General features: G+C 62.1%; 13 protein-coding genes and 12 pseudogenes. 22 read left to right on the top strand and 3 right to left on the bottom strand.

Features of this window, described 5'->3' with window-relative positions; all coding sequences use genetic code 11:
* Nucleotides 1–131 precede the first annotated feature (131 nt).
* The 3 genes from JFT80_RS10565 to JFT80_RS10575 all read left to right on the top strand — a co-directional run bounded on the left by JFT80_RS10565 (nt 132) and on the right by JFT80_RS10575 (nt 3910).
* A complete protein-coding gene (locus JFT80_RS10565) occupies nt 132–1283 on the top strand; it encodes a CaiB/BaiF CoA-transferase family protein (RefSeq protein WP_201147820.1) in 1152 nt (383 codons plus the stop codon).
* A 121-nt stretch (nt 1284–1404) separates the two neighbouring features.
* Nucleotides 1405–2997 (top strand): AMP-binding protein, encoded by a 1593-nt coding sequence (locus JFT80_RS10570; protein WP_201147821.1) that lies wholly within the window; start codon nt 1405–1407, stop codon nt 2995–2997.
* Between the two features lie 115 nt (nt 2998–3112).
* Nucleotides 3113–3910 carry an enoyl-CoA hydratase-related protein gene (locus JFT80_RS10575; protein ID WP_201147822.1) on the top strand — a complete coding sequence of 266 codons (798 nt, stop codon included), beginning with the start codon at nt 3113–3115 and terminating at the stop codon, nt 3908–3910.
* 246 nt (nt 3911–4156) lie between these two features.
* Here the strand turns inward: JFT80_RS10575 and JFT80_RS10580 are convergent, their stop codons facing one another.
* Complete coding sequence (locus tag JFT80_RS10580; protein WP_201147823.1) at nt 4157–4498, bottom strand: hypothetical protein; 342 nt, start codon at nt 4496–4498, stop codon at nt 4157–4159.
* Between the two features lie 16 nt (nt 4499–4514).
* Between JFT80_RS10580 and JFT80_RS10585 the strand changes: the two genes are divergently transcribed.
* The 11 genes and pseudogenes from JFT80_RS10585 to JFT80_RS10625 all read left to right on the top strand — a co-directional run bounded on the left by JFT80_RS10585 (nt 4515) and on the right by JFT80_RS10625 (nt 12630).
* The gene (locus JFT80_RS10585; protein ID WP_207187765.1) at nt 4515–4784 is read left to right on the top strand and encodes a hypothetical protein; all 270 of its coding nucleotides are present in this window, start codon (nt 4515–4517) and stop codon (nt 4782–4784) included.
* Nucleotides 4785–4867: 83 nt separating this feature from the next.
* Entirely contained in the window at nt 4868–5188 is a 321-nt protein-coding gene (locus tag JFT80_RS10590) for a hypothetical protein (protein WP_201147825.1), read from the top strand.
* On the top strand, nt 5185–5484 hold the full coding sequence (locus JFT80_RS10595) for a hypothetical protein (RefSeq protein ID WP_201147826.1): 300 nt from the start codon (nt 5185–5187) through the stop codon (nt 5482–5484). The genes JFT80_RS10590 and JFT80_RS10595 overlap by 4 nt, the downstream gene beginning before the upstream one ends.
* A gap of 243 nt (nt 5485–5727) precedes the next feature.
* A pseudogene (locus JFT80_RS10600) lies at nt 5728–7052 on the top strand (aldehyde dehydrogenase family protein).
* A gap of 105 nt (nt 7053–7157) precedes the next feature.
* On the top strand, nt 7158–8705 hold the full coding sequence (locus JFT80_RS10605; RefSeq protein WP_201147827.1) for an arylsulfatase: 1548 nt from the start codon (nt 7158–7160) through the stop codon (nt 8703–8705).
* The gene (locus JFT80_RS10610; RefSeq protein ID WP_201147828.1) at nt 8702–9697 is read left to right on the top strand and encodes a MoxR family ATPase; all 996 of its coding nucleotides are present in this window, start codon (nt 8702–8704) and stop codon (nt 9695–9697) included. The genes JFT80_RS10605 and JFT80_RS10610 overlap by 4 nt, the downstream gene beginning before the upstream one ends.
* Nucleotides 9697–10020 (top strand): annotated as a pseudogene (locus tag JFT80_RS25455) (DUF58 domain-containing protein); the annotation flags it as partial. The gene JFT80_RS10610 and the pseudogene JFT80_RS25455, both read left to right, overlap by 1 nt.
* A 177-nt stretch (nt 10021–10197) precedes the next feature.
* Nucleotides 10198–10362 (top strand): GMC family oxidoreductase N-terminal domain-containing protein, encoded by a 165-nt coding sequence (locus tag JFT80_RS24825; protein WP_274610182.1) that lies wholly within the window; start codon nt 10198–10200, stop codon nt 10360–10362.
* Nucleotides 10359–11357 (top strand): GMC family oxidoreductase, encoded by a 999-nt coding sequence (locus JFT80_RS10620; protein WP_274610183.1) that lies wholly within the window; start codon nt 10359–10361, stop codon nt 11355–11357. The genes JFT80_RS24825 and JFT80_RS10620 overlap by 4 nt, the downstream gene beginning before the upstream one ends.
* Nucleotides 11354–11845 (top strand): GMC oxidoreductase, encoded by a 492-nt coding sequence (locus JFT80_RS24120; RefSeq protein WP_242482880.1) that lies wholly within the window; start codon nt 11354–11356, stop codon nt 11843–11845. The genes JFT80_RS10620 and JFT80_RS24120 overlap by 4 nt, the downstream gene beginning before the upstream one ends.
* Nucleotides 11846–11934: 89 nt before the next feature.
* On the top strand, nt 11935–12630 hold the full coding sequence (locus JFT80_RS10625; RefSeq protein WP_201147829.1) for a nitroreductase: 696 nt from the start codon (nt 11935–11937) through the stop codon (nt 12628–12630).
* Between the two features lie 126 nt (nt 12631–12756).
* Here the strand turns inward: JFT80_RS10625 and JFT80_RS10630 are convergent.
* Nucleotides 12757–13019: pseudogene (locus JFT80_RS10630) on the bottom strand (Arm DNA-binding domain-containing protein); the annotation flags it as partial.
* Nucleotides 13020–13621: 602 nt separating this feature from the next.
* Here JFT80_RS10630 and JFT80_RS10635 point away from each other — a divergent pair.
* A pseudogene (locus JFT80_RS10635) lies at nt 13622–14356 on the top strand (group II intron maturase-specific domain-containing protein); the annotation flags it as partial.
* A 161-nt stretch (nt 14357–14517) separates the two neighbouring features.
* Here JFT80_RS10635 and JFT80_RS10640 read toward each other — a convergent pair.
* Nucleotides 14518–15844, bottom strand: a pseudogene (locus JFT80_RS10640) (spinster family MFS transporter).
* A gap of 254 nt (nt 15845–16098) precedes the next feature.
* Between JFT80_RS10640 and JFT80_RS10645 the strand changes: the two are divergent.
* From JFT80_RS10645 to JFT80_RS10675, 7 pseudogenes are all read left to right on the top strand, one after another.
* Nucleotides 16099–17188 (top strand): annotated as a pseudogene (locus JFT80_RS10645) (alkene reductase).
* A pseudogene (locus tag JFT80_RS10650) lies at nt 17185–19043 on the top strand (long-chain-acyl-CoA synthetase). Before JFT80_RS10645 ends, JFT80_RS10650 begins: the two co-directional pseudogenes overlap by 4 nt.
* Nucleotides 19036–20120 (top strand): annotated as a pseudogene (locus JFT80_RS10655) (MBL fold metallo-hydrolase). Before JFT80_RS10650 ends, JFT80_RS10655 begins: the two co-directional pseudogenes overlap by 8 nt.
* Before the next feature lie 151 nt (nt 20121–20271).
* Nucleotides 20272–21854: pseudogene (locus tag JFT80_RS10660) on the top strand (DUF1302 domain-containing protein).
* Between the two features lie 92 nt (nt 21855–21946).
* Nucleotides 21947–23157: pseudogene (locus JFT80_RS10665) on the top strand (thiolase family protein).
* 4 nt (nt 23158–23161) lie between these two features.
* Nucleotides 23162–24112, top strand: a pseudogene (locus JFT80_RS10670) (OB-fold domain-containing protein).
* A 288-nt stretch (nt 24113–24400) separates the two neighbouring features.
* Nucleotides 24401–24654: pseudogene (locus tag JFT80_RS10675) on the top strand (glycosyl hydrolase); the annotation flags it as partial.

Here is a 24654-nt window from a genome sequence, read left to right on the forward strand (position 1 = left end):
AACGAGGTTTTTAAACGGCACGAACCCTGTGCAGGAGCGAGCTTGTTCCTGCACGAATTCGCTGCTTTGAACGCAGCATCACCGGGCGCTGGTACGGGTCCTGTAGAGCCTGATAACAAGAAGGGATAAACATGTCTCAAGAGAAACCGCTGTCCGGCGTACGCGTGCTGGATTTGACCCAACTGTTGCCCGGTCCCCTGTGCACGCAACACCTGGCTGATCTGGGGGCCGAGGTGATCAAGATCGAGCCGCCCAAGGGTGGCGATCCAACCCGAGGCCTGGCCGGGGAACAGTTTTCGAACATGTTCCTGATGCTCAATCGCAGCAAGCGCTCGCTGGCGCTGGACCTTCGGTCGCCCGAGGGGCTGGATATCATGCACAAGCTGGTCGCGACCGCCGATGTGGTGGTGGAGGGCTTTCGTCCGGGCGTCATGGAGCGTCTGGGCGTAGGTTATCCGCAGCTGTCGGCGATCAACCCACGGCTGGTGTTTTGCTCGATCAGCGGTTTCGGTCAGGACGGCCCTCTGTCGCAAGCGGCCGGGCATGACATCAATTATGAATGCCTGGCCGGCGTCCTGGAGCAGACCGGTAGCGCGAAGGGCGCTCCGGCTCCGGGTAATTTCCCGGTCGGCGATCTGGCCGGCGGCACCCTGTCGGCGTCTATGGGCATTCTGGCGGCGTTGCTCGGCGTACAGCGCACGGGCAAGGGCACCCATGTCGATATCTCGATGACCGACTGCCTGATGGCGCACAACATTTGCGCCACGGCCTCGGTGCAGAACACCGGCGGTGCGGTCCCGCGCGGCGGCGACTACCTGTCCGGCGGCATGGCCTGCTACGGCGTCTACGAGACCGCCGATGGCCGGCACCTGGCGCTGGGCGCAATCGAAATCAAATTCTGGCAGGCGTTCTGTTCAACGATCCAGCGTAAAGACCTGATCGCACGCGGTCACCTCATCGGTGAGGAAGGGGTTCAGGCCCGCAACATAGTCGCCGGGATCCTGCGCTCGCAAAGCCTCGAACACTGGGTGCAGGTATTCGAGGGCGTCGACTGCTGCCTCACACCGGTGTTGCGCATCGATGAAGTGATCAGCCACCCGAACACGATTGCCCGTGCCGTGGTCCGTGAAGTCGACCACCCTCTGGCCGGCAAGCACATGGAATACGCATTCCCGATCCGCATGAGCGGCTACCGCCTCGATGACCGTCGCCCGGCGCCATCCCTGGGGGCTGATAACGCGGCCCTGCTGCTTGAGCTGGGTCTTGAAACGGCTGGCGTTTAACGCCTGATGCAATGGGTCGGCCCCCGGTGACGGGTTCACGGGGCCGCTGCCCGGGCAAAACCGAGTACTGAACAAGACCGCCATCGGGTGGCTTGTGTCGACAGAGTCAATGGAGTGTGCAATGCAACCTACCTACAGCCTGGCCGATTTGTTTGAACGGGTGGCCGCCACCGTTCCGGATCGTCTTGCCGTGATTTGCGGCGACATTAAAGTGACCTATGCCCAGCTCGATGAGCGTGCCAACCGTCTTGCCGCGATACTGCAGCAGCAGGGCATTGGCCCCGGCGATACCGTGGGTCTGCAACTGTACAACGGCTCGCCTTACCTCGAAGGTTTCCTGGCGGCGTGCAAACTGCGGGCGCTGCCCGTCAATATCAACTTCCGTTATGTGGCCCACGAACTGCGCTACATCTACGAAAACGCGGAGCTGAAGGCTCTGCTGTGTGCCGCCGAACTCGACCCGATTGTCGACTCCATCATTTCGGATTTTCCCGGGATCAAAGTCCGCCTCTCATCGGGCGAGGCCTATGAAGCGGCCCTGGCGGCGTCCTCGCCGGTGTATGAGGTGCCGGTCCGTAGCGACGATGACCTGTCGTTGCTGTACACGGGCGGCACCACCGGCATGCCCAAAGGCGTGATGTGGCCCCATCGCGCGCTGTTCTTCGGTGCCCTGGGCGGTGGCGGTTATTACCGCAAGGAAGGCCCGATCAAGACCCCGCAAGAGATTGTCGACGTGGTTCGTAACGGCTATGCGCTGCGCTATCTGGCGGTCGCCCCACTGATGCACGGGTCGGCCTTGTGGGCCAGCCTGGCCTCGCTGTTCAGCGGCCAGACCGTGTTGATGCGGCCCGAGCTCGATTTCGAAGCCGAGGTGATCTGGGACCTTGCCGAGCGCGAGCAGGCCAACATCATTTCCATCGTCGGCGATGCCATGGCCATGCCGATGTTGCAGGCGTTGCAGGCTCACCCCGGGCGCTGGGATCTCTCGAAAATCATGCATTTCGGCTCCGGTGGCGGGCTTTTTTCCTCGCACCTTCAGGACGGATTACAGGCGTTTATCCCCAACGGCAAAGTCGCCGACAGCATCGGCTCATCCGAAGGCGGCGTGCTGGGCAGCGGCAGCAGGCCTCAAAGCGGGGCGGGCTTCATCAAGTTGGCGCCACGTCCTGACTTGAAGGTCATGGCCGAAGACCGCAGTCGTTTTGTCGGCCCCGGTGAAGAAGGGGTGATGGTGCGTGTCGGGCATGTACCGGCAGGTTACTTCGGCGATCCGAAGAAAAGCGCCGAGACCTTCTTTGTGATCAACGGCGAGCGTTGTGCCAACACCGGCGACATGGCGCGGGTCGAGGCCGACGGCAGCATTGTGGTTCTCGGACGGGGTTCGCAGTGCATCAATACCGGCGGAGAGAAAGTCTTCCCCGAAGAGGTTGAGGAAGTGCTGCACAAGCATCCGGCGGTCGAGGATGCGCTGGTGGTCGGGATCGCAGATGAACGTTGGGGTCAGCGCGTCTCGGCGGTGGTCAGCCTGCGCCCGGGCACTGAAGTATCCGATGCAGAACTCAAGGCGTTCTGCCGGGAGTACCTGGCGGGCTACAAGGTGCCCAAAACGCTGCTGCTGGTCGAGCAGGTCAGCCGTTCGGCGGCCGGCAAGGCTGATTACCGCTGGGCCCGGGCTCGTCTGGAAGAGGCTGAACCGGGCGTCGTCGGGGTCTGATCCACGGCTTGGCGTTCGGGGCGGTCTGGACGCGATCCAGTGCCCTGGTCGATTCCAGTTTCACACCACACAAGAGGGTCGACCTTGCGACAAGGCGACTCCTGCGGGAGAGGGTATGTCACAGCAAAAGGTTTTGACCCGTGTCGACGGGCGTGTCCTGTACATCACCATCAATCGGCCCGAGCGTCACAACGCGATTGACACCGAAACCAACTTTGCCCTGGCCGAGGCCTTCGATCAGTTCGCCGCCGATGAGGAGCTGTGGCTGGCGGTGATTCGTGGCGCCGGCGAAAAGGCTTTCTGCGCCGGTGGCGACATCCAGGCGATGAACGCGGCGGCCGAGGGTGGCGAAGCCTATCGAGTGCCAGCCACTGGTTACGGTGGCTTGACCAGCCGCTTCGACCTCAACAAACCGGTGATCGCGGCGGTTAATGGGTTGGCCATGGGCGGCGGGTTCGAGATAGCGCTCGCGGCCGACATCGTGGTGGCGGCCGAACAAGCCGTCTTCGGCTTGCCTGAGCCGCTGATCGGGGTGATTGCCTACGCCGGCGGCGTGCACCGCCTGCCTCGCCAGATAGGTCATCAGCGCGCCATGCAACTGCTGCTGGCTTGCGACACGATCAATGCTGCCAAGGCGCTGGATTGGGGACTGGTCAACGAAGTGGTTCCGGCGGCCGACCTCGACCAGGCGGTTGCGCGCTGGGTCGATAAACTGCTCAAAGCCGCCCCACTGGCATTGCGTGCGACCAAGCAATGCGTGCAACAGCGAGAATTTTCGACCCTGGAAGACGCCATCAAGGGGCAGGACACAGGGGCTTATCCGGCGCTGGAAACCATGCGTCACAGCGCCGACATCCTGGAAGGGATCACCGCGTTTGCGGGCAAACGTGCGCCGGTTTGGCGTGCTTCGTAGGCGCTGATTGCCGTGATGCGATCATTCAGGTGTCTTGAGTCACCTCAATGGCGAGCGCTTCGCACTCGATCGCAGCCTGGCGGCAGATCCTGCATCGCGTACCTACCACCCTATAGGAGCGAGCTTGCTCGCGAAGATCGTCAACGATAACGCGTGCTGGCTGGATAAACGCGGTGCTGGTGAGTTCATCGTGAGCAAGCTCGCTCCTACAGGGGATTTGCGGTGTTCTGAGGGTCGTGCGTCCTTTCAGCGAGCCAGGTCGTCCATCCCTTCAAACCCCGAGGGTTGGTGCGCGCCAACAATCATTTGCTCAAGCATGGCCAGGCCTGGGCGCACCGCCTGGTTACCGAGACCCACGCGCGCAGTACAGTGGGTATGCAGGCGGACCTGCGCCATGTCGTTGGGGTCGGCGCGTTGTACGTCGAGTGTTTCGTGGTGCACCGCCAACGCCCCGTGGTAGCTGCCATGGCCCCAGACAGGATGGTTGTAGCCTTCGCCTTGTTTGTAGGTAATTTGCCCGCCTTCAAGTTCGACCTTGACCGACGTACCGTCGGGACAACGTCCGTGGATAGGCTTTGGCTTCGGCAAGTACGTCAACCGTAACGTGGTCGATGGTTATGGCGGGATTTCCCGGGGCGTGGAGCAATGGAGCGTGTGCGCCAGCCGGGCGTTGTCCGTGTCGCCCGATGATGTGGATGTCAGCCCGATGAGCTACGAGGTGCTCGAACCCTTGAAGCGGGTACGCGTGTCGCTGGCCGCGAACGAGGCGCAACCGATCGCCTTTGAGGTGGAGCTGGAAGGGATCGTGCCGTGCTTCGTGGAAGACCGCGAGGATCGTCGTGGCATTACCGGCTTCCGGCGCACGGCCGATTAGATCCGTTATCACCAGACCGGCATTGCCCGGGGCTGGGTGGAAGTGGGCGGTGTTCGCACCGAAATCACCCCGACACCTGGATCATGACACGCGACCACTCCTGGGGCATCCGTCCGGTGGTGGGGCTGCCATTGACCGACCTGCCGCCCGAGCCGGTGGACTCTGAACACATGCGCATCCTGGCGGTCTGGAACCCGCTGTACTTCCAGAATCCGCATGGCAGCACCTATGCCTTCCACCAGTACTACTTGCAGTACGCCGTGCCGGGTTTCGAGGAAAAACGTGTGCAGGGGCATTTTGAGTACGCCGATGGCCGGCGCGAAGCGGTGGCCATGATCAAGCCGATGCTGCGCTTCGATCCGAGCAACCGTCGGCTGCTGGGGGGCGAGTCCAGCTACAGATGAGCAATGGCACCTCGAGGATGTTGAAGGCCGTACCGCTGGGGGATACCGGGTTTCACCTGGGCGGCGGCTTGTATCACCGCCTCGATGGGCAGAATCACGGTCAGCACCGTGGTGAGCTGCATGTCAGCGGCGAATATTTTACCGACTGCTCGCTGCCCTCGACGGTGGCGGTGCTAAATCAATTTCGCGACTGCATGATCGAAGTCTCCGACAGCGCCACCGGCGCCACGGGCTGGGGCAATTGCCAGACTTATGTCGCTGGCGAATGGCCCGAAATGGGGCTTTCCAGCCGTTGAACGAACCCCTTCCCGACGCTGCCAGATCGAGCCCGGACAAAACCTAGTCTCTTCGGACGTTGTTTGCGCACAGGCACAGGACGACGCTTTGGGCGTCCTGTGCTGCTGTCTGGCTCACCTACTGTTTTATGAGGCATGACCCGCATGAATGATCTGACCCACTTCCCCCAGCCCATGGGCGATGTACTCCGCGCAATGCAATTGGCTCATGGGCAAGGCGGGGCGGTGAGCGCGGCAACGCGTATGGATCGACTGACGCGCCTGATGCAATTGCTCGACAAACACGCCGATCCGATCTGCGAGGCCCTGGATCAGGACTTCGGCGGCCGGCCGCCTTGCGTGTCGCTGATGAACGACATCCTCAGCACCCAGGGCTCGCTCAAGTACGCGCGCAGCAACGTGCGGCGCTGGATGAAAAAGGACCGTCGCTCAAGCGTGCTGCCGTTCAACCTGTTCGGCGCCCGGGTGGAGGTCGAGCACACGCCCAAGGGCGTGGTCGGCATTCTTGGGGCCTGGAACGTGCCGCTGTTCACCACGCTCGCGCCCCTGGCCTCGGTGCTGGCCGCCGGGAACTGCGCGATGCTCAAGCCTTCCGAGTTTGCCCCGCGCACCAGCGCCTTGCTGGAAAGTGCCATTGCCGAGTTTTTCTCGCCGTATGAGATTCAAGTCATCACGGGCAGTGTTGAGGTGTCCCGGGCGTTCAGCAGCCTGCCGTTCGATCATCTGGTAGTGACGGGCAGCTCGGGCACCGGCCGTGCGGTGATGCGTGCCGTCGCCGAGCATCTGGTGCCCGTGACCCTCGAACTGGGCGGCAAGTTGCCGGCCATCATCGGCCGTACTGCCGACCTCGCGCTGAGCGCGCAACGGATCATCACCGGCAAGACCATGAACGGGGGCAGGTGTGCGTGACCCCGGACACGGTCTACGTGCACGAGCCGCAGTTGGAAGCGTTCGTCAGCGCCTGTTGCGCAGCGTACGTGCGCCTCTATCCCGCCAACAGCACAGAGACGGCGCTGACGGCAATTATCAATGACGCCCACGAGCAACGCCTCGATGGCTACCTGCCAGAGAAGGACAGTGGTGGCCGAGTTGTCAGTTGCTCCCCGGACGCGTCCAACAGTGGACGCCGGCGTGCGCTTCAACTGGTGATTTCACCGCCGGCGGACAACCGCATCGCCCAGGACGAAATCTTCGGACCGATTTTGCAGATCGAAACCTACACCGACCTCGATAAGGTCATCGAACGCATCAATCATGGGCCAATCCCGCTGGCGCTCTACTATTTCGGCCGGGATAAAAACGAAGAGCGTCGGGTCCTTGATCGTACGCGTTCCGGGAGCGTGTCGATCAATGACGTGCTGATGCACGTAGCGGCCCATGACGCGCCGTTCGGTGGAATGGGTCACTCCGGCATGGGGGCTTATCACGGGCGCGAAGGATTCCTGGAGTTCTCCCACCCACGCACCCAGTATCGCGCCGGCTGGTGGGATCCGCGTCAGGCGCTGGGCCTCGTGCCGCCGCACTCCGACAAGCTCTATGCACGGCTGCGCAAGATGATCCGTGCGTAACCGCGGGCACGTGCCAATGATTTGAAGCGGCATGACCCAGTGAATAAAAAGCCCCGAGCTTCAACACAGGCTCGGGTTACAAGAACAAACCAGGAGTAAGGCACAGTGGATTGCACCCCGACTCACGGATCAACCACATGGGCCCGCCTGCTCGCCAGGGGGCTGGCAGCGGTGTTTGCCGCGACTCTGGTGGTACCGGCATTTGCCGAAGAGAAACCACCCAACATTCTAGTCATCATGGGTGACGACATTGGCTACTCCAATGTCGGTATCTACAGCCACGGCATGATGGTGCCGACCCCGAACATCGACCGGATCGGCAAGGAAGGCATGCTGTTCACCGACCACTACGGCCAGCCGAGCTGCACCGCTGGCCGTGCGGCGTTCATTACCGGGCAGATGCCGATCCGCACCGGCCTGACCACGGTCGGGATGCCGGGCTCGCCCATTGGCCTTGATGCACGGGACCCGACCCTGGCCGAGGTGCTCAAGCCCCGAGGTTATCGCACCGGCCAGTTCGGCAAGAACCACCTGGGGGATCGCAACAGTAACCTGCCCACCGTGCATGGTTTTGATGAGTTCTTCGGCAACCTTTATCACCTGAACGCCGAGGATGAACCCGAACTCGACATGTGGTCCAAGGACCCAGGTTTCAACAAGCGTTATCGCCCCCGTGGCGTGCTCGACACCCTGGCGTCGAAGGAAAACGATGAAACCGTCGACGAGCGTTTTGGTCAGGTCGGCAAGCAAAAAATCGAAGACTCGGGGCCGCTCACGGCCAAGCGCATGGAAACCATCGACGCCGAATTCATGGCGCGTTCCAAGGACTTCATCAACCGTGCGGTCAAGGCCGACGAGCCGTTCTTCGTCTGGTTCAACCCGAGCCGGATGCATATCTATACGCGGCTCAAGCCTGAATCACGCAAGCTGGCCAACCAGTATTCGTCCGAGTTCGATGTCTACGGCAGCGGGCTGATGGAGCATGACAAGGACGTCGGCGAGCTGCTCAAGCTGCTCGACGATCTGAAAGTCGCCGACAACACTATCGTCGTCTACACCACCGACAACGGCGCGCAAACGTCCTGGTGGCCGGACGGTGGAACCACGCCCTTCCGTGGCGAGAAAGCGACGACCTGGGAAGGCGGGGTCCGGGTGCCGATGCTGATTCGCTGGCCCGGGAAGATCAAGGCCGGCTCAGAATCCAATGGCATCCAGACCCACGAAGACATGTTCACCACCCTGGCTGCCGCTGCCGGCGTGCCGGATGTGGCCGCCAAATTGCGTGAGTCGAACGAGGTCTACATCGATGGCGTGAACAACCTTGAACACTGGCTGGGCCATGCCCCGTCGGCGCGCAACTCGATGATTTATTACAACGAGCGGGAACTGACGGCGGTGCGTATCGGACCCTGGAAATCACACCTGAAAACCCGCGAAGGCTTCTTTGACTACCTGCGCCCCAGCACTCAGGTGGTCAACCTGCGGATGGACCCGTACGAACGCCATGGCGGGCAAAAGTCAGATGATATGGCCATGCGCATGGGCATTGCGTGGGGCGGCCAGATCTATGACCTGCTCGGCGCGCATTACCAGACGCTGCAGCAATTCCCGCCACGGCAGAAGGGTGGCTCGCTTATCGGGCCGAATCAATGACCGAAGCGTCGGTGCTGAGCAGCGGCCACGAGGCGTTCTGTCAGTTGCGCCAGCGCCTGCAACAGGCGGTGCTGGGGCAGGCCGCCGTCATTGATCGGATGCTGATCGCACTGCTGGCCGATGGGCACCTGCTGCTGGAAGGTGTGCCTGGTCTGGCCAATACCCGGGCGGTGAAGGCCCTGGCCGCGCACCTCAATGCGGGGCTGTCAGGGATTCAGTTCACCCCGGACTTGCTGCCCTCGGACATCACCGGTTCGGATGTTTACCTGCAATCCGGCTCTGCCGGGGCGTTCCGGTTTGATCCGGGGCCGATCTTCAGCGAGCTGGTGCTGGCCGACGAAATCAACCGCGCCCCGGCCAAGGTGCAGTCAGCCTTGCTCGAAGCCATGGAGGAGCGTCAGGTCACCGTCGGCGGCAACACCCATCGGCTGCCCGAGCTGTTCATGGTGTTGGCCACGCAGAACCCGATTGAACAGGAAGGCACCTACGCGCTGCCGGAAGCGCAGATGGACCGGTTTGTGATGAAGGTGCTCATCGACTACGTGGATGAGGACACCGAGATCGACATCCTGCGCACGGTGCGGCGTGAGTCGGGCAAGGGTTTCGCCGCGACTGTGCCGGAGATGGAATCGGTGTCTGTGGCCTGTGTGATGGCGGCGCGCGATGAGGTCCAGCAGGTCTTTGTCTCGCCGGCCATCGAGCGTTACATCCTCAATATCGTCTGTGCCACTCGCAAACCCCACGGGCTGGGTGACAACCTGGTGCGCTGGATCCAGGGCGGGGCGAGCCCTCGCGGCACGCTCGCCCTTGAGCGCTGTGCGCGGGCACACGCCTGGCTGGCCGGTCGTGACTACGTCACGCTGGACGATGTGCGAGCCGTGCTGGCGGACTGTTTGCGGCATCGGATCATTCCCAGTTACGAGGCGTTGGCCGGTGGGGTGACGGTAGATCACATGCTGTCCGTGATTGCCGGCGCGATCGCCGCACCATGATGGCGAGCTTTTTAACTTCATGGTGGCGGCCCGGGGCCAGGGCGCGGCGGGGTCTTCTCCAAGTGGACAGTACTCAGGCGCACGGATCAGCCGGTGTGTACGCCAGCCTGCCCGAGCTGGTGGCGCTGGAGCATCGGCTTCGCCAGTTTCCGGGGTTGGCGCAGCGCGTGCCGAGCCAGAGCCAACTGGCCGGACAACACCGCGCGGGCGTGCGGGGCCGAAGTCTGGATTTCGAAGAACTGCGCGAATACGTGCCGGGCGATGACCCCAGGGCCATCGACTGGCGGGTCACGGCCCGTCGTGGTGTGGCCCATGTGCGGGTCTACAACGAAGAACGCGACCGCTGCCACTGGCTGATCGTCGACCAGCGAAGGTCGATGTTTTTGGCTTGCGACGGGCCCTGCGTTCAGTCGTTGCGGCACAGGCATCGGCGCTCTTGGCCTGGAACCGACCCGATTAGGGGTATGGGTGTATTTTTTAACGGATGGCGAGGGAGAGCAATGTTAACGGACACCTTTGACTACATCGTGGTGGGTTCGGGTTCTGCGGGCGGCACACTGGCGGGGCGTCTGAGCGAAGACGGCCGCTATCGGGTGCTGGTGCTGGAAGCGGGTGGCAGCCACAAAATCTGTTTGTCCGGATGCCAGCAGGCTGGGGAGCAATGACGTACAACCCGAAGTTTTCCTGGATGCACAAGACCGAGCCGGAAAAGTTCGCCGGCGGACGCAGGATGATGATGCCCAGAGGCAAGCTCGTCGGCGGTTCGTCCTCGATCAACGGGATGATCTACATCCGGGGGCACGAGCAGGATTACACCGATTGGGTCACAGCTGGCGCCACGGGCTGGAGCTGGCCGGAGCTGCTGCCGCACTTTGTGCGCACCGAAGATCAGCAGCGCATTCGCAATGCCTTGCATGGCCAGGGCGGTCCGCTTCCGGCGACCGATCTGCCGGTGGTGCACCCGGTGACCCACGCGATGATCGACGCCGCCGCGCAGGCGGGCCTGGAGCGTGTCGACGATTTCAACGACGGCCAGGCCAAGGGCGTGGGCGTCTTTCAGGTCAACTACCGTAACGGCCAGCGCTCGTCGATTGCCAGCAATGCCATCGAACCGGCCCTGCGCCGTCCAAACCTGAAACTGATCATGCGTGCGATGGTGCAGCGGATTGTGTTTGAAGGCCTTCGCGCCAGTGGCGTGGAATACAGCTTGCCCGATGGCAGTCGCCATATCGCCAAGGCCCAGCGCGAGGTGCTGGTATGCGCCGGGGCCATCCAGTCGCCCCAGTTGCTGATGATCTCGGGCGTCGGCCCGGCCTCGCAGTTGCAGGCGCTGGGTATCCCGGTGGTGGCGGACCTGCCCGGCGTGGGCGAGAACCTGCAGGACCACGTGTGCGCGCCGATGTCCTGGCGACTGAAACCGGGCGTGCGCGGGATGAACAGCAAGTTCCGCGGGTTGGGTCTGGTGAGTTCGGTCGTACGCTACCTGACGACCCGCAGCGGGCCGATGATCAGCCCGCCTGCGGAATTCGGCTGCTACCTCAAGAGCGATCCCGAGCTGTCCTACAACGATATTCAGGTCTTCGGCCTGCCGGTGACGGGTCAGACCGCCTCCGACCCCGACAACCAAAGGCCCCGCAGCCGGACAGTTTCGAAGGCATGACCCTGGCGCCTTATCAGGTGCGGCCGTTCTCACGGGGCCATATACGCCTCAAAAGTCGCGAGATGGATCAGCACCCGGCGATTACCATGAACTACCTGCACGACGAGCGTGACCGCCGTGCGCTGATCTGGTCACTGCGCTGGTTGCGGGACATGGCGAGGCAGCCGGCACTGACCGCAATGGTCGACGCCGAAGTACGGCCCGGCCCGCAGGTGCTGACTGACGAACAATGGCTGGACTGGATGGCACCTTCGCTTGCCACCGGCTATCACCCCGTGGGCACCTGCCGCATGGGCCATGCCGACGACACGATGGCCGTCTGCACCCCGGATCTGCGAGTGCGCGGGTTACAAGGCTTGCGAGTGATCGATGCGTCGGTCATGCCCAACCTGATCTGCGGCAACACCAATGCTACGGCCGTGGTAATTGGCGACAAGGGTGCCGATCTGGTGTTGGGGCATGCACCTCTGGCGCCCCTGCACCTGTAACCGCCACAGCCTGTTTGACGGGTCGCCCGTTGCGTGTTTGGCGAACCGAACGCAACCCCATGAATGATGTGAACGAAGGAGTGGCAAGCATGGAACGACAAGCAGGTACGGAAATCGACAACGCCGAGGCCTTCAACGCAGTGCTGCGAGCTCGGCGCTCGGTGCGTGGCTTCCTGCCACAGGCCGTACCGCAAGAGGTGCTGGAGCAGATCGTGGCGTTGGCCGCGTGCGCGCCCTCCAACTGCAACACCCAGCCGTGGAAGGTGTATGTGGTCAGCGGCGAGGTTCGTGCACAGTTGGGGCGAGACATGTCCAGTGCCATGAGTAGCGGGAAAATGAGCCCCGATGTGCCCTACGACGGACGCTACGAAGGCGTCTATCAGGCGCGCCAGCACGACTCGGCCCGCCAGCTCTACTCGGCCATGAACATCTCCCGCGAAGACACGGCGGGTCGTGGCGCGGCGTTCATGCGCAACTTTAAATTCTTCGATGCACCCCATGTTGCGTTCTTCTTCCTGCCGGAAGGTTTCGGTGTGCGCGAAGCGGCGGACCTGGGCATGTGTGCCCAGACCTTCATGCTGGCGCTGACGGCTCATGGCCTGGCCAGCTGCCCGCAAACTGCGCTGAGTTTGCATGCCGGTCTGGTGCGGGCTGCGGTCGATGCGCCGGCGGGGGATGTGCTGTTGTTCGGCATATCGTTCGGCCATGAAGACCCCGAGGTGCAGGCCAACACCGCCCGCGTGGGGCGTGCGGGGCCAGGGGAAAACTTCATCTTTATCGGCTGATCAAAAACGGCCTGTGCCTGACCGAATCGCCGCTTGTCGGCAGTTCCTGCGCGACACATGATTGCTTGCAGGAGCTGCCGAGAGGCTGCGAATGGCTTGCGGGGTGGTCTCATCCAGAGATTGTTTGCGTCGTGCCGCGCGGGCGATGTCGCGCGCCTCCCTCAAGCCGACGTCGGGATAGTTGCCGATGGCAACACGTTCTCCTTGCCATGCAGCCGATACTTCAGCCGCCAATATTTGGAGGCGGTCTTACCCGCTTTGAGCGACACCTTCACCTGGAGGAAAAGGCCGGATACTTCGCCGTCGGCGCACTTGCCGGGCTCGGACAGCGAACGGATGAATGCTTCGCTGAGCTTTCGCCGGAAAACGGGGGCATTATCTGGGGGCATAAGCTGGGGCGTGTTTCAGCACGAAAAAATCAAGATGTACCCCCAAATGTACCCCCAGTCGCGTCACGTGTGCGAGCGATCGCGAATGGGGATTTCTGACGTAACTCAATGATGACGTTTGGCGGCCTTCAGTGTAGCGCCACATTGGAGTTGAGGGGCGCGTACCCGGGAAGGCAACGTGGCTCGGCCGCTAACAAGAGGGAGCACAGTAAGATAAAAGCTTCTAGCGTGCCACTCTTGGCTCCTTCCTTCCCCCTGGGATGCACATTTTCCAAAATCATACTCGATGTCTGGCAATGAGAACGGAAGTTCTCTACTGACTCGTTCATGCGGTGATTTGGGATGGGTCAGATTCTCGATAGCAGCGCGTAAAGTCTTTCATATTTGAAGGTTTAATCCCGTTGATGAGGATCGCGAACAAATGCCTTGCTTTCAACCCCCTGCATGGGGTGCTAGGGTAGAGTGTTCGAATCACTCCATCCCGACCATGTTTCCTGAATATAATCAGACAGTTAAGCCGATCAGCTAGATCGGCTTTTTTGTGGGTGCGCCAGGCATGGCGCGTTGCGCGTCAGCACAACCAGTTTGGCTGTGGTGGCCACGCTGGTGGACTCGTCAGCCGACGGCAGGAAGGGACGCCGCAAGGCGGCCCGCTCTCGCCGTTGCTGTCGAACATCCTGCTCAACGAACTCGATCGCGAACTGGAACGGCGGGGCCATCGCTTCGTGCGTTATGCCGATGATGCGAACATTTATGTGCGCAGCTGTCGTGCGGGTGAACGAGTGATGGCGAGTGTCGAGCGCTTCCTGAAGCAGCGTCTGAAACTGACACTGAATGGGGAAAAGAGCCGTGTGGCACGGCCTTGGGCCTGTGATTATTTGGGTTATGGGATGAGCTGGCATCAACAGCCAAGGTTGCGAGTGGCAACCATGAGCCTGCGTCGCTTGCGCGATCGACTCAGGGACCTCTTGCGCCGTGTGCGGAGGCGTTCAGTAAGCTACATCATTGAGCAAATAACCCCCGTACTGTGCGGTTGGGCTGGCTACTTCAAGCTAAGTCAAAGCAAGCGGCCGCTTGAGGAGTTGGAAGGCTGGGTGCGTCACAAGCTTCTCTGCGTCATGTGGCGTCAATGGAAGCGACCCTCTACGAGGGCGCGCAACTTGATACGTCTGGGGCTCGGTGAGGTGCGGGCGTGGAAATCGGCAGTCAATGGCCGAGGCCCATGGTGGAAATCGGGGGCGTCGCATATGAATCAGGCGCTGCCGAAGAAACTGTGGGACCGACTTGGGCTGGTCTCGATACTGGATACGATAAACCGGCTTAGCCGTGTAACCTGAACCGCCGTATACGGAACCGTACGTACGGTGGTGAGAGAGGACGGCGGATGTGAATCCGCCTCCTACTCGATTTTGAAGGGAGAACTTACTGACAGGGTAAACCGAAAAAATGCCGCTGGAACCTGGCAAGGTTGCAGCGGCGTGGTGGTGCGCGGAGGTGGTCAGGCCGCCACGGGCCGTACCGCTGTGAGATGCGCCGCAGGGTCCTTCATCTGTTGTCGATAGCGCGGCAGTGCCAGGGTCAGGAACACGCAGGCCAGCACCAGCATCGACACCGACGAAGCCAGGGCATAGCGCAGGGATTCACTGCCCAGGGTCGGCACGAAGAAATCGCTGAGCATGCCTACAAACAGCGGCCCGATACCGACGCCCAGCAGGGTCATGGCCATCACAAAAATGGCCGTGGCCTGTGCCAGCCGTGTGGCCGGGAACAGGTGGGTGATGGCGCTCAGGCACGGTGTTGCCCACCAGACACCAAAAAAAGAGAACGCGCTGTAGAACACAAACGCCTGTGGAACGGCGATGCTGCCGATGTAGAACGCCGTGCCCTGGGGCCAGAGAAAGTACGAAAGAGCAAAGGGAATGCTGATCAGCGTACCTGCCAACGGCACACCGATTTGCCAGCCGACATCGCGCCGCGCCATGCGGTCGGTGAGAATGCCGCAGGCCAGGGTGCCGACAGTCGCACCGGTGCCACCCACCACGCCTACCAGGAATCCGGCCTCTTGCAGGTTGAGCCCGTGGGAACGGATGAGGAAGCTCGGGCTCCAGGTGCCGATGGCGTAGCCAGCACCGCCGCCGCGCCGCCGGTGAGTACCAGACACAGGAACGAGGGCATGCGAAGGAGTTCGACCAGCGTCTTGAGCCAGCCTTCCTGTTGCGCCACGACCTGACCCAGCGGCACAACGCGCTTGGGCGCACGCACGGTCAGCAGCAGAAGCAGACCCAGGAAGATTCCGGGGGCGCCGATCAGCAGGAAAGCGTAGCGCCAGCCGTGGTGTTGGGCTATCCAGCCGCCGAGGCCCAGGCCGACAATCGCGCCCAGGCTGGAACCGAGCATTAACACCGACAGTGCAGTAGATCGGCGGTTCGCCGGGTACAAATCCGAGACCATGGCCACCGACGGCGCCGTGCCTCCGGCCTCGCCGACTGCCACACCGATCCGCGCCAGCACCAGGGTCAGGAAATTACCGGCCATACCGCAGAGCATGGTCATCAGGCTCCAGGCAATGCAGCTGAAGGCGATCACCGGCTTGCGCCCGATGCGGTCCGACAGCCGCCCCAGCGGAAAGCCGAACACGGTATAGAACACCGCGAAGGTCACCCCGAAAGCAGGCCGATGCCGGTATCGGAAATGCCGAATTCGAGCTTTACCGGTTCGATCAATATCGCCATCAGTTGGCGGTCGATGTAGTTGAACACATAGATGCTGGCGAGCACGAACAGCGCGTAGTGCGTTCGCCATGTCACGAGGGTGGATTGATTCACTGCGGGTGCTCCCGGTTTTGTTCTAGTTGACGCGATGCTCGGCGTGTCACGGGTTTTTCTCATCGTCCATTCAGACCATTTTTGCTCTGCGCACCGTCCTGTTTTGCAGGATCGCCGACCTAGTCTTGTCGGACGATGTTTCGCATGCGCTCACGGTCAATCATTCAGCCCATATTCGCTGGCCTGTCAGGGTTTGCCCACGCTGTGGCAGGCCCTGGAAAAGCCTGAAAACAATAAGAAGCTGAGGAATTGCAATGAGCGTCTTGTTCGAGCCGGTCGCCCTGGGCGAACTGCAACTGGCCAATCGCATCGTCATGGCCCCCATGACGCGCAGCCGCGCCCTTGCCGATGCAGTACCCGGCAGCGATATGGTCGAGTACTACCGCCAGCGGGCCGGCGCCGGGTTGATCGTGGCCGAGGGTACCGCGCCTTCCGCGAGCGGTCTGGGCTATTGTCGCACCCCGGCCATCTATAACGATGAGCAGATCGTCGGCTGGCGGCGTGTCACCGAGGCGGTGCACGCCGAGGGCAGGCGCATCGTCCTGCAGCTGATGCACGTCGGTCGTGCCGCCAGCCGGCACAACAAGCCAGTCGGGGCGGCCACGGTGGCGCCGTCGGCATTGCGTGCGCGCACACAGGTGTTCAGTGACGCCGCCGGCCTGGTGGACACTGACGAGCCGCTGGCGCTGAGCCTGCAAGGCATTGGCGAGGTCATCGAAGACTACCGTCAGGCCGCACTGAATGCGCGCCTGGCGGGCTTCGACTGGGGTCGAGCCTGCACTGCACCAGCGGTTACCTGCCGATGCAGTTCATGGCCTCAGGCAGCAACCGGCGCAGCGATGCCTACGGCGGCGACGTGACCGGACGGGTGCGTTTCGCCAAGGAGGTCATCGAGGCCATGGCCAGTGCGATCGGCGCTGGCCGTGTCGGTTTTCGCCTGTGCCCCGGTAATCCCTACAACGAGCATTGACGACCGCGATCCCGCAGGGACGGCGGCCGCCTTGTGCGAAGCCGTGGCGCCGTTGGGGCTGGCATACCTGCACATCATGCGCTCGCCTCTGGCCGACCTCGATGCCTTCGCCCTGGCGCGTCGCCACAGTCCCCATGCGCTTGATTCTCAATGATGGTTTCGACGGCCACTCTGCCAGTGCCGCTCTCGCGTCGGGCGAGGGGGCTGCCGTGTCGTTTGGCCGTCACTTTATTGCCAACCCCGATCTGGTGGAGCGCTTGAAGAATGGCCTGCCTCTGAGTGGCTTCAACCGCAAGACCCTGTATACGCCGGGTCGGGCCGGGTACTCCGATTACCCCACTTATCAAGCGAATGCGCAGGAGGTGGCGCGATGAACCTGAATGACTTCAGCCACCTCCTGCCGACCCGCGCGGTACCACGGGAGCAGACCCAGGCACTGCTTGACCAGCGCTCGGCGGCTGCCGGGCTGATCAAGCCGAGTGATCGGCATACCCTGGCGGACCGCCTGGAGCAACAGGCGCGCGAGCAGGGTGAGACGTACATTTCTGATCTACGGCGAGCAGGTGCTGAGCTACCTGGAAGTCGATGCCCGGGCCAATCAGATGGCCCACACTTTTTACGCCAACGGCCTGCGCGCCGGTGATGTCTGTGCCCTGGCCATGGAAAACCGCCCGGCGTTCTTCTGCACCTGGTTCGGCCTGGTGAAGCTGGGAGTGGTGGTGGCCTTCATCAATACCCAGGTAAACGGCCGTGCGTTGCTGCATGCATTGCACACCACCGACGCCAAGGCGTTGGTGATCGGTGAAGAATGCCTGGCCAATATACAAGCCACCGAAAGCTTTCCGGACTTGCCATGCTGGCTCATACGCGACGCGGAAAACCCCTGGAGCGGACCGCTGCCCAAGGTGATCGACGGGCATTTCGATGCACGCCTGGAAAAAGCGCCGCGCACGCCGTTTCCACGCGATATTCGCGCGCACATCGAAAGCGCAGGCGCCGACCCTGCTTATTTTTACCTCGGGCACTACCGGGTTGCCCAAGGCGGCGCGCTACAGCCACATGCGCTGGATGTCCTCGGGCGATGTGATGGAAGTCACCCTGCAAGCCACCTGCGATGATGTGTTCTATTGCTGCCTGCCGCTGTACACACGGCGCCGCAGCCACTTCGGTCACCTCTACCGCGCTGCGCGCCGGTGCAGCCATCGTCGTGCGCCGCAAGTTCAGCGTGCGTGAGTTCTGGAAGGACGTGGCCCGTCATCGGATCAGCATCTTCCAGTACATCGGTGAAATCTGCCGCTATCTGCTCAATCAGCCGGTGCGCGCCGGTGAGCGCGAGCACAGCTTGCGCTGCATGCTCGGCGCCGGGCTGTCGCCGGATTCCTGGCAGCGCTGGCTGGAACGCTTCGGTCCGATCCAGGTGTTCGAGGGCTGGGGCGCCACCGAAGCCAATGGGCGGCGGTGATCAACGTCGACAACTATTTCGGTTCTTGCGGACGTGTGCCGGACTGGAACAAGACCAATTTGCGGCTGGTGCGTTACGACATTGAAAACGACTGCCATCCGCGGGACGAAAACGGTTTCTATCAAGTCTGCAAAGTGGGTGAGATTGGTGAGGCCATGGGCTTTATCGTCGATCACCCGGACATCGGTGGCGGTCGCTTCGAGGGCTACACCTCGAGCGAGGCAACCGAGAGCAAGATCCGCCGCAATGTGTTGCGCGAAGGCGATGCCTGGTGGAGTTCCGGCGACTTGTTGCGCGAGGACGCTGAGGGCTATTGCTACTTCGTCGACCGCATCGGCGATACCTATCGCTGGAAGAGCGAGAACGTTTCGACCCAGGAAGTGGCGGACGCCCTGGGAGATCTCAAGGGCCTGGAACTGGTGAATATCTATGGGGTGCAGGTGCCGGGCCATGAAGGCCGCGCTGGCATGGCCGCGGTCCAGATGCAGGCGGGCCAGGTGTTTGATCCGGCCGCACTGTATGTCGTGACTGAAGCGCGCCTGCCGCGCTACGCGGCTCCGGTGTTCGTGCGGGTTACCCAAACGGCCGACCTGACGGCCAGCTTCAAGCTGCGCAAGGTTGACCTACAGCGCCAGGGCTACTGCCCGAAGCGTTGCGGCGACCCATTGTTCATCCGCGACGAACAGGCCCGCACCTATGTGCCTTACTCGCAAGCAGCTCTGGAGCGGGCTGGCCTGGCGCCCTTCGCGGTGGCCGACCATGGCTGATCTCGACGCCAACGGTCACGAACTGCGCAGCGGCTTGCGCTATCCCTGGCCACAGCCGCCGGATTCCGGACAGGTGCTTGAAGTGGCGCCGGGTGTGTGGTGGTTGCGCATGCCGCTGCCGTTTCGCCTGGACCACATCAACCTCTATCTGCTGCGCCACACCGACGGCTGGGTAGTGGTGGACACCGGCATGAACACCGCGCAAACCCGAGAAGTCTGGGACCGGGTGCTCGGTGAGTGTGTGGCGGGCTGCCTCTGCTGGCGGTGGTGTGTACCCACTTCCACTCTGACCATGCCGGTGTGGCCGCATGGCTGTCGGAGCGTTTCCACTGCCCGGTGTATATGACCGCCAGCGAATTCCAGTCACTGCACGTCAGGTTTCCCGCCGAGCAACCGCCGGGCTGGGACCTTCTCGATTTCTACCGCAAGGCCGGCGTCAGCGACGAGCAGAGTGCCGAGATGTTCGCGGTGATGAGCAACGCGCATTTCCTGCCAGCTGCGCTGAACCATTTTCGCCGTTTGGGCGAGGGCAGCTGCCTGCACATCGGCGGTCGTACCTGGCAGGTGGTCATCGGTCGCGGTCACTCGCCGGAGCATGCGTGCCTGTACGCCGCCGATGACGACTTGCTGATCTCTGGCGACCAGGTGTTGCCGCGCATCACCTCCACCGTCGGCGTGCATGCCACAGAGCCGTTGGCCAACCCACTGCGCGAATGGCTCGACTCCATCGAACACCTGCGCAGCCTGCCCGACAGTGTGCTGGTGCTACCTGCACACGAGCGGCCGTTCTTCAATTTGCATCAGCGCCTGGATCAGCTGGAGGACCATCACCGCGGGCATCTGGCACTGATGCTGGCCAACTGTGACGAGCCGCGCACCGTGCTCGAACTGATGGCTTTGCTGTTTCCCAAACTGTCGGGTCGTTTCGACGAACTGATGGCGCTGGGCGAAACGTTGGCCCATGCCAACTACCTGGTGGCCGAAGGGTCGCTGGAGCGGGAAGAGGACAGGGGGCTATATCGCTACCGGCGTGCTGTAAGTGGAGCGTGCGCGGTGACATCGCTCAAGGTGTTTTGAGCGGACGGCACGGCAGCAGTGTTGAACATTCCAGGCAGCCAACCGGTTGCCCTTCAGGAGAGTCAGTGTGATCAACAAAAACAACAATAACTCTACGGTCATCGGTTCAAGCGCGTTTCAGGTCACCAGCCTGGCGGCGGCCATTGCGCTGGTGTCGACACCGGTATGGGCCGGTGAAACCATCGAGTTCGACAACGGCGCGACCATCGACTGGTCGGTGACCACCAGCTATGGCCTCGGTGTGCGTACTGGCAGCCAGAGCGATCGCCTGCTGACGGTCAACGCCGACGATGCCAACCGCAACTTCGACAGTGGCAGCCTGACCACCAACCGCGTAGGGGCGCTGGGTGAAATGATCCTGCGCAAGGACAACTACGGCGCGGTGGTGCGGGGCAGTACCTTCTACGACGATGTCTACCATCGCAAAAATGATAACGACTCGCCCGCCACCGTGAACAAGAACGGCAGCAACGACGAGTTCACCAGTGACACCCGTTACTACAGTGGCGGTCGCAGCAAACTGCTGGATGCCTACGTGTTCAGCGGCTGGCGCTTTGACAACAACACCATGCTTGACGTCAAGGCCGGTCGGCACATCGAATCCTGGGGCGAGAGTTTGTTCTACCCCGGTGTGAACGGTGTACAGAACCCTTCCGACGCGGTCAAAGCATCCCAGCCGGGTGTTGAAGTGAAGGAGATTCTGTTGCCGGTGGGCCAGTTCTCCGGCTCTTTCCGCCTCAACCCCAACATCACCCTCGGCGCTTACGTGCAGTACGAATGGAAGGGTACTGAACTGCCGCCGGTGGGCAGCTACTTGTCGAGCAGCGATGTGGTCGGGCCCGGGCGCGAATTCATCTATGCCAACGGCCAGAAGGTCGCCTACCGCGGCACCGACGAACCCCGCGATAGCGGCCAGTGGGGCGTTCAGGTTCGCTACCGCCCGGTACAGGCCATCGAACTGTCGCTGTTCCACGTCAATTACCACGACAAGAATCCTGCCACCGCCCTGGTCGGCTATGACCCGCTGCCAGTGGGCGGAGGCCTCAACGCCTTCGCCATCAATGGTTATCGAATCAAGTACTTCGAAGACATCAAGCTGACCGGCATCAGTGCCTCGACCAAGCTCGGCGATACCCAGATCGGCGCCGAATGGTCGTATCGCGACGGTGCGCCTGTAATGGTCAACACAGGTCTTGGGGCCGTCCCGGCCAGGGGCAAGGGCCAGCAAATGCAATTGTCAGCATTGCGAATCCTGGGGATCGTCCGTGGGCCAGTCAGACGACGCTGACCGCCGAAGTCATCCGGGTGCAGGTCGACAGCGTCGAAGCCGCTTCGGCCGCGCCGAACCTGCAGGGTGTAAACCTTCTTCCTTCCGTGGCATCTCTCGTGGCGGCTTCCGATGACTACACCTACAGCACCGGTGCAGGCTACCGCACCAAATCTTCCAGCGCCTACACCGTGGGCGCATCGTTCAGTTATCCGGGGGTTTTCCAAGGCTGGGATCTGGAAGTCCCCTTCAGTTTCTCCAATGTCTTCAGCGGCTCCACGCCCATGTCCGGAAGCATCTCCGGGGTGCAGGGCGACCGACGCCTGAGCATGGGCACCACGTTCAAATACTTGAGCAACCTGGAAGTCGGCTTGAAATACATCGCCTATCTGGGCGAGGCGGACCCGATCGACCGTCCGTTCGCTGACCGCGACTACGCCACATTCTCGATGAAATACACCTTCTGATCGACCACAAAAGGTCCGCGGCCGCCTTGCTGCGCCCGGACCTCAACACACTGGAAAAAGCCGCAGCGTATCGCTTCGGCATGGAGGCACTAATGGGGCTCAAAGGGCATGCGGCCATTGTTGGCACCGCACAGTACAAACCGGAGAAGTATTCGACCGCACCCAAGATGTTCCACCTCGAGCAGGTCGCGGACCTGGCAGCGCAGGCCCTGCGCGATGCCGGGCTCAAGGCCTCGGACCTCGACGGGTTGGTGATCAACGGTCCGCACTTTCATGAAGCCTCGGTGTTTGTACCGGCGATGGCTGCCGAGTACCTGGGCTTGCGACTGAACTTTGCCGAAGTGGTGGACCTGGGTGGCTGCACCTCGGTCGGTATGGTCTGGCGTGCTGCCGCCGCGATCGAATTGGGGTTGTGCCAGGCCGTGCTGTGCGTGATCCCTGCACGCATGGCGCCATTGGGGCCCGATGAGGATCCTGGCTGGATGGCCCGGTCCATGCGCTTTGGCGGGCATAGCACGGCATTCGGCGCGCCCGAGGCTGAGTTCGACCTGCCTTACGGGCACATGGGCCAGAACACCGGCTACGCGATGATCGCCCAGCGTTATGCCGCGCACTACGACTACGACCAGCGGGCCATGGCCAAAATTGCCGTGGACCAGCGCACTAACGCCCTGGCCAATCCGCAGGCGATGTTCTATGGCCAGCCGTTGACCATCGAGCAGGTGCTGGCCAGCAAGATGGTGGCCGACCCTTGCACGTCCTGGAAATCGTCATGCCGGTGGCCGGCGGCGCCGCGATGATTATCACCAACAAGGAAGTGGCCGCGCGGGCCCGCAAGCGCCCGGCCTTTATCACCGGGTTTGGCGAACACCTGGCATTCAAGTCGCCGTCCTATGCCGAGGACATGCTGCACACGCCAATTGGTCCGGCTTCCCAGCGAGCCTTTGCCATGGCCGGGCTCAAGCCTAAAGACGTCGATGCCGCGCAGATCTACGACTGCTACACCATTACCACCCTGCTGACCCTGGAGGATGCCGGTTTCTGCGCCAAGGGCGAGGGCATGGCGTTTGTGCGTGAACACGACCTGACCTGGCGTGGTGATTTCCCGATGAATACCCATGGCGGACAACTGAGTTTCGGCCAGTCGGCCTCGGCCGGTGGCATGAGCCAGGTGATCGAGGCGGTGACGCAAATCGCCGGCACTGCCGGTGAGCGGCAACTGGGGCGCTGCGACAGTGTCTACGTCTCGGGCACCGGTGGGGTAATGAGTGAGCAGGGCGCATTGATACTTCAGGGAGCATAAGCACATGTCCAACAACAAACCGATGCCCGTGGCGACACGCAGATCTCCGCGCCCTTCTGGGAGGGCCTGAAGGCTCGCCGGCTTTGATCCAGCAATGCAACGCCTGTGCGCACTGGAACTTCTACCCGCGCCGACATTGCCCTGTGTGCCTGGAGCGACGACCTGGCCTGGCGCGAAGTCGACGGCGCAGCAACGCTGTACAGCTATACCGTGACGCGCATCGCGACCTTGCCCGATTTCATGGATGAGATGCCACAGAAACTGGCGGTGGTCGAGCTGGCCGAAGGGTGCGCATCAACACCAACCTGGTCGGCTTTGAGGAAAACGAAATCAAGATCGGTATGGCCTTGCAGCCGGTGTTCGCCGAAGTCGACGCCAAGGGCAATCGGCTGCTGCGCTTCACCGGTACTGACAAGGATGCGGCGAGTCTTGAGCCGCTGCCCGCAATGGGCAGCGAGCCGGCACCTTCAACGTCGGCACAACCTCCCGCGCGCCAGATCGACCTCAACGACGGGCCGGCCTTGCAGGCGCTGGTCAGTGAGCAATACAGCGACTGGAGCAATGTGGTGATGGTCGACCAGACGCTGATCGACGACTTTGCGCGGTTGTCGGGGGACGATTACTGGATTCATACCGATCCGCAGCGGGCGCGGCTGCAAAGTCCATTCGGCGGCACCATTGCCCATGGTGCGCTGGTGCAAGTACTGCAGTCACGGATGAAACTGGCATTGGGCTTCGAAATCAGCGGCTTCACCACTCAGATCAATTATGGCTCCGATCGCCTGCGCTTCCCTGCGCCTGTTCCAGCCGGCTCGCGCATCCATTCGCGGGCCCGGGTGAAAAAGTCGAAATCCTGGCCCGTGGCACCCAGCTCACCCTGGAACTCAACATTCATGTGGTGGGCCAGGACCGGCCGTCGGTGATCAACGATCTGGTGATCCTGTACATGGCTTGATCGCCACCCAATCCAATGAGCGGTGATCTCCCGTGGGAGCGAGCCTGCTCGCGAAGAGGCCATACCTGTCGGCATCAATGCCCACGGGTCTACCGCCATCGCGAGCAGGCTCGCTCCCACAGTTGCATAAGCCATTTGGACGATGTGCCACCCATTCCTTGCACCGACTATTGATCCAGAGGCAACGCCCATCTCGATTGCCTCGCATGCCTTGGTGCGTGACAAAAACAAGAGGATTGGCCCTATGACTTGCCTTATCCACGCCGTCCCCGAACAGGAGCGTTGCTCATGCGCTCGGTGATCGGCTACGCGGTCTGCCTGGTGGTCGCCTTGACCATTGGCTACACCTTTTCTCCCAAATCCCCTCCGCAAGCAGAACTGCTGGCCACGCGCCCGGACCGGGTGCAGATCAACGGCCTGCTCAATCTTGGCGCCCGAGTGGTGGCCGTGGGCGAACGTGGCAGCATTTTGCTCAGCGATGATCAGGGCGTCAGTTGGCAGCCAGCCAGCGTCGCCACGCAGCGCAATGCCACACTGACTGC

It is taken from the genome of Pseudomonas sp. TH10 (assembly GCF_016651255.1).
In the GTDB taxonomy this organism is placed as follows: domain Bacteria; phylum Pseudomonadota; class Gammaproteobacteria; order Pseudomonadales; family Pseudomonadaceae; genus Aquipseudomonas.